Raw genomic sequence first — 2,926 nt, forward strand, 5'->3', positions numbered from 1 at the left:
TCGCCCGCAGGCGCTACATGCCCGCCGGCTGGGCTTCATCCACCCGCGCAGTGGCGAGGAGATGCTGTTCGAGACCGCGCCCCCGGCCGACTTTCGTGAACTGCTGGTCAATATTGCGTAATCCGGATGCATATTTATTGACAAACAGGCCCGAAATCACTATGTTTCATGATTGTTTGCCGGGGCCGACGCCCCCAGGCTAACTGGACGTCCTGTATAAGACTGCCCATGACGGGGGTTCTATATGGGGACGTGAGAAGTCCAGTCGTGCGTCTAGCAGAGTGATGATGCAACCCGGTCGGCCACAATCACGTTGCACCGGATTACCGCCATCCATCCCTCTGGAACAGGAGTCCGTTACCATGGCCTCTTCTGCTCTTATTTCCGGTCCCGAAAACAACCTGTCCAAATATCTTCGGGATATCCGCAAATTCCCCATGCTCTCCCCGGAGGAGGAGCTTCGCCTGTCGCATCTGTGGAAGGACAAGGGCGACACCGAAGCCGCGCATAAACTTGTCACATCCCACCTGCGGCTCGTCGCCAAGATCGCCATGGGCTATCGCGGCTATGGCCTGCCGGTGGGCGAACTCATCAGCGAAGGCAATATCGATGATGCAGGCCGTGCGCCGCTTCGACCCCGATCGTGGCTTCCGTCTGGCCACCTACGCCATGTGGTGGATCCGCGCGGCGATACAGGAATATATTCTGCATAGCTGGTCACTGGTCAAGATCGGCACGACCGCCGCGCAGAAAAAACTGTTCTTCAACCTGCGCCGCCTGAAGGGGCAGATGCAGGCCATTGACGACGGTGACCTGCCGCCCGAACAGGTCAACAAGATCGCGCAATCCCTCGGCGTGCCGGAGCAGGACGTGGTCAACATGAACCGCAGGCTCGCCGCCCCCGACCACAGCCTGAACGCCCCCCTGCGGCTGGATGGGGAGGGTGAATGGCAGGACTGGCTGGTGGACAACACCGAAAACCAGGAAGAAACCCTGGCTGAAAGCGAGGAACTGTCCGGCAGGCAGGCGCTTCTGGCCAACGCCATGAAATCGCTGAACGACCGTGAGCGCCACATCCTGACCGAACGCAGGCTGAAGGATGAACCCGCCACGCTGGAGGAACTCTCCCACGTCTACAACATCTCGCGCGAGCGGGTGCGCCAGATCGAGGTCCGGGCCTTTGAAAAGGTGCAGGCCGCGATGAAGGCGGAAGTCGCCACCCGGCGCGCCAGCCATGCCGAACAGGCGCCTGCCTGACGCCCCATCCCCTGCCCTGCAAAAAAGCCCCGCAACGCCAGAAGTGTGCGGGGCTTTTTCTTTAGGGCGTATCACGCAAATCCTCAGGAAGTTTTTGGTGAAGCTTTTTTCAAAAAGCTTCAGGAAACGCCGCCTTTCTGAAAAAAGGCGGCGCCCAAAAACTTATTCAGGAACAGCTATTTACAGGCACCATGGCGAAGGCGATCAGTCCTCGAACGGATCGCGCATCAGGATCGTGTCATCACGTTCGGGGCTGGTGGACAGCAGCGTAACCGGCGCTTCGACCAGTTCCTCGATCCGGCGGACATATTTGATGGCCTGTGCCGGCAGTTCCGCCCAGGAACGCGCGCCCCGCGTGCTGTCTTCCCAGCCTTCCAGCGTCTCGAACACCGGGCGGATGCGCTGCTGCGCGCCGGGGGCCGAGGGGAAATGCTTCGTGACCTTGCCATCCAGCTCGTAGCCGACGCAGATGCGGATTTCCTTGAGCCCGTCCAGCACATCCAGCTTGGTCAGGGCCAGGCCGTTCACGCCCCCCACGCGCACGGCGCGGCGCACCAGCACGGCGTCAAACCAGCCACACCGGCGCGGGCGGCCCGTCACGGTGCCGAATTCATGGCCGCGCTCACCCAGTATGCGCCCCATCTCGTCATGCAGTTCGCTGGGGAAAGGCCCCTCGCCCACGCGGGTGGTGTAAGCCTTGGCGATGCCCAGCACGAAACCGATGCTGGTCGGGCCAACACCCGCGCCGGTCCCGGCATTGGCGGCGACCGTATTGGAGCTGGTCACGAACGGATAGGTGCCATGGTCCACATCCAGCATGACCGCCTGCGCGCCTTCGAACAGGATGCGCGCGCCACTGCGGCGGCTGTCATCAAGCAGATCCCACACCGGAGCCATGTAGGGCAGCACGCGCGGGGCGACCGTGTTCAGGAAGTCCAGCAGTTCGGCCTTGGTGAAGGTGTCCGCACCCAGCCCCTTGAGCAGCGTGTTATGGTGCAGCAGCAGTTCATCAAGCTTCCAGTCCAGCGTTTCCGGCTCGGCCAGGTCACACAGGCGGATGGCGCGGCGGGCCACCTTGTCCTCATAGGCGGGGCCGATGCCGCGCCCGGTCGTGCCGATCTTGCGATCGCCACGGGCGGCTTCGCGCGCACGGTCCAGCGCGCCATGCACGGGCAGGATCAGCGGCGCGTTTTCCGCGATCTTCAACGTCTCGGGCGTGACCGTCAGGCCCTGTGCCGTCACGCGGTCGATTTCCTTGAGCAGGGCTTCGGGGTCAACCACCACGCCATTGCCGATCACGCCCGTCTTGCCACGCACCAGACCCGAAGGCAGCAGCGACAGCTTGTAGGTCTGGTCGCCCACAACCAGCGTATGGCCCGCGTTATGGCCCCCCTGGAAGCGTACGACCACATCGGCCCGGCTGGCCAGCCAGTCCACGATCTTCCCCTTGCCCTCGTCACCCCACTGGGTGCCGATCACGGTGACGTTGGACATTTCATGCTCCTTGATATGCTGCCCGGCGGCCACGGCGCGGCCAGCCGGAAAAACCTTGCTCGTAAGAAAATCAACCGCGAAGTCAGGCGTCGCCCACCGCGACGGCCTGACCATCAACCACAATCAGCGGGCAGGACAGCCGCGCGGCCTCGGCGCGCGCATCCCCATCCGGCCC

General features: G+C 63.0%; 1 protein-coding gene and 2 pseudogenes. 2 read left to right on the forward strand and 1 reads right to left on the reverse strand.

The window, feature by feature from the left end:
• Nucleotides 1-121 (forward strand): annotated as a pseudogene (locus tag JCM25156_RS31200) (RNA pseudouridine synthase); the annotation flags it as partial.
• Nucleotides 122-362: 241 nt separating this feature from the next.
• Nucleotides 363-1,257 (forward strand): annotated as a pseudogene (gene rpoH / locus JCM25156_RS24185) (RNA polymerase sigma factor RpoH).
• A gap of 204 nt (nucleotides 1,258-1,461) precedes the next feature.
• Here the strand turns inward: rpoH and JCM25156_RS12695 are convergent.
• Nucleotides 1,462-2,751 (reverse strand): adenylosuccinate synthase, encoded by a 1,290-nt coding sequence (locus tag JCM25156_RS12695; RefSeq protein ID WP_025813371.1) that lies wholly within the window; start codon nucleotides 2,749-2,751, stop codon nucleotides 1,462-1,464.
• Between the last annotated feature and the right edge of the window lie 175 nt (nucleotides 2,752-2,926).

It is taken from the genome of Komagataeibacter kakiaceti JCM 25156 (assembly GCF_000613305.1).